The sequence below is a fragment of the Kurthia sp. Dielmo genome (assembly GCF_000307285.2).
GTDB lineage: Bacteria > Bacillota > Bacilli > Bacillales_A > Planococcaceae > Kurthia > Kurthia populi.
In genome coordinates this window covers 360,265-362,805 of the sequence record NZ_HE578960.1, presented here as the reverse complement: position 1 = coordinate 362,805, position 2,541 = coordinate 360,265, and the positions used below count along the sequence as shown (strand labels likewise).

The window sequence follows — 2,541 nt, the reverse complement described above, 5'->3', positions numbered from 1 at the left end:
TCCTAATAGATTATTAATTCCCTTCACGCAAAAAAAGACCAATCAAGCCACATCGCGATAATTATTCGACGTCGTAGGCCAAAAAGGTCTTAAAATTGTTGAGTAACAATTAAAAATATGAAGTTTATGGAATTATATATATAGTATACCGAGCGTTTTATTTTTTTCTAAGTGTCGCTTGAAATTATTTATTAAAAATCAATCTTTGAAAAGATATTTCGGGTCCAAATATCCTACATATTTTTTCCCTTTTTTATAGTAGGTTGCTTTATAATATCCTTTTTTCGCAGACCATTTTTGTGAAACTTTCACTTGAGTACCTCTCTTTATCTTTGCTAATACTTTACTTTTAGTTGTTGGCTGGCTTCGTAAATTAAGGGTGTTTACACGTACAATTGCATATTCAAAATAAAGTTCATTAGCATTTAAATCGCTATTTTTAATGTATCCAATTTTTGCAGGTGCATATGGATTATCGTAGAACTCCGCTTTAGTATAATAATCGCTAACGACTTTTTTAACTACAATTGCATTTCTAAACCCATATCCTACAGCAAATACATCCGGAATCTCACCTTTCTTTTTACCCCCTGGATTACTGTAATATGGAATACTGTTTTTAGTACGGTCTAGAAAAACTTTATAATCTTTTGTGGGACTGTTCTTTGGAGCAGCAATCGCTTCTAAGTTCGTAATGCTACTAATTAATAGCAGAAAGATTAATGCGGAAATTATTTTTTTCATTTCATCACTCCTTAATTTTCTATTTAAAAAAAGACACGTATTCACGCGTCTTTGTTAGATTTATAAATAAATCGTATATTTTGTACTTACATATCCAACATATTTTTCCCGTTTTTATAATATTTTACTTTTGCCCATGTTTCAGAACGATTAACTGAGATAATGTCTAATTGGGTTCCTCTTTTAATTTGCGTTACTACTTTTCCTTTTGTGCTTGCTTTAGTTCTAAGATTAATTGTAGAAACTCTAACAACTAGATTATCTAATGAATTAAAAATAGCAGAAATATCTTTATTTTTAACATAACCTACATATTTTCTTTTACCATTCTCAGTTTTTTAAATTTAACCTTAGAATAGTAATCATTTTCTACCTTTACCATTAATAAATCATTAGAACTCTCGCCAATACGATAAGAAATCATACCAATTTTTTTTCCGTTTACCTTATCATAATACGGAATTGCATCACCCTTAATAAATACATCGTAATTTGTCGTTGGACTATTTTTTGTGCCGCAATACTTGAAGTACCAAATGCACTACCTATAGCATAAACTAAAAATGATGCCATGAGCATAATTAATACCTTTTTAAACATATAAAACACTCCTTTTTCTCTATTTATTAAACTATACCATATTAACTATCATCGTGTATTTAATAATTTTTCTAAAAAAAAGGACACGCAGCATGTGTCCTTTTAAATAAGATATAACTTTGGAGGGTATATCCCATATGAGTTACCCTAACTCATAATTTAATTATATTACAAAGTAATTTTTTTACAAATTAGAGTTTTGCTGTATTTTTTTGTTTTTAAAACGGTTAATAAATAACGTAGTAACAATTGATACAACAATGAAAGCGAAGAACCATAAATGTGTTATTTCAATATGAATAACGGATAATAGCATCTTTACACCAATAAAACCTACAATAATATAAGCTGTATGCTCTAATTCCGGTACTTTCTCCATTAACTTAGTAAATAATTGGACCACTCCTCGCATCATTAAAATGCCAATCATCCCCCCTAACAATAGAATTCTAATTTGTTCTGATACTCCGAAGGTTGCTAAGACACTATCAATAGAGAAAGCAATATCTAGTAATTCAACAGAAATTACAGTAGCCCAAAATACGCCTACATAACGCTCTAAGAAACTAATTTTTTTAATTTCTTCTACCTCTTGCCCTTCTTCAACTAACGCTTCATTTTTTTTCATTTCGAAATATTGGACGAAGAATTTTATAGCTAAAAATAATAGGTATGCAGCTCCAATTACTTTGATCCACCAAAATTTAACTAATATTGTACCAACTCCAATTGCTAAAAATCTAAAGATATATGCACCCCATAATCCATACATAAGAGCTTTTTTTCGCTGTTTTTCAGGCAAATGTTTTACTTGTACTGCCAAAGCTATAGCATTATCAGCCGATAATAGCCCTTCCATTAATATAAGCGTTAAAATTAACCCCCAAGATACCGGATTTGTAAATAATTCCAACCACATCTCTAAATCAAAGAAATGGGCATATGTTTGGATAGGCTACACTAAGTTAGACAGAATAAATGAGGGCTTGTAAACTAAGACAAACAATAAAAAGGAGCGTGCGACTATGCCACGTCAACGTCGAACATTTACACCTGAATTTAAACTGCAAATGGTGAAGCTTTATGAAAATGGAAAGTCACGTGCTGATATCGTTCGTGAGTATGATTTAACCCCTTCGGGATTAGATAAGTGGATTAAGAATCATCAAGCTACTGGTTCATTTGCTGCTAAAGATT

The 2,541-nt window shown here is 30.8% G+C and carries 5 protein-coding genes; 1 reads left to right on the top strand and 4 read right to left on the bottom strand.

Annotation, left to right across the window (positions count from 1 at the left end):
• Positions 1–198: 198 nt before the first annotated feature.
• The 4 genes from KTHG_RS15390 to KTHG_RS15380 form a co-directional block, all read right to left on the bottom strand.
• Complete coding sequence (locus KTHG_RS15390) at positions 199–744, bottom strand: SH3 domain-containing protein (protein WP_139994842.1); 546 nt, start codon at positions 742–744, stop codon at positions 199–201.
• Positions 745–830: 86 nt separating this feature from the next.
• A complete protein-coding gene (locus KTHG_RS22215) occupies positions 831–980 on the bottom strand; it encodes an SH3 domain-containing protein (protein ID WP_370362785.1) in 150 nt (49 codons plus the stop codon).
• 205 nt (positions 981–1,185) lie between these two features.
• Entirely contained in the window at positions 1,186–1,344 is a 159-nt protein-coding gene (locus KTHG_RS21460) for a hypothetical protein (RefSeq protein WP_186439660.1), read from the bottom strand.
• A gap of 184 nt (positions 1,345–1,528) precedes the next feature.
• Positions 1,529–2,263 carry a TerC family protein gene (locus KTHG_RS15380; RefSeq protein ID WP_139994840.1) on the bottom strand — a complete coding sequence of 245 codons (735 nt, stop codon included), beginning with the start codon at positions 2,261–2,263 and terminating at the stop codon, positions 1,529–1,531.
• Positions 2,264–2,369: 106 nt separating this feature from the next.
• On the opposite strand from KTHG_RS15380, the gene KTHG_RS15375 reads away from it, so the two are divergent.
• Positions 2,370–2,541, top strand: a 172-nt coding sequence (locus KTHG_RS15375; protein ID WP_139994894.1) for a transposase, incomplete at its 3' end; no start/stop codon positions are given.

Excerpts from the sequence above, each read along its gene's own strand:
- KTHG_RS15390 (WP_139994842.1), bottom strand. The coding sequence starts at position 744 with ATGAAAAAAATAATTTCCGCATTAATCTTTCTGCTATTAATTAGTAGC.
- KTHG_RS21460 (WP_186439660.1), bottom strand. The coding sequence starts at position 1,344 with ATGTTTAAAAAGGTATTAATTATGCTCATGGCATCATTTTTAGTTTAT.
- KTHG_RS15380 (WP_139994840.1), bottom strand. The coding sequence starts at position 2,263 with ATGTGGTTGGAATTATTTACAAATCCGGTATCTTGGGGGTTAATTTTA.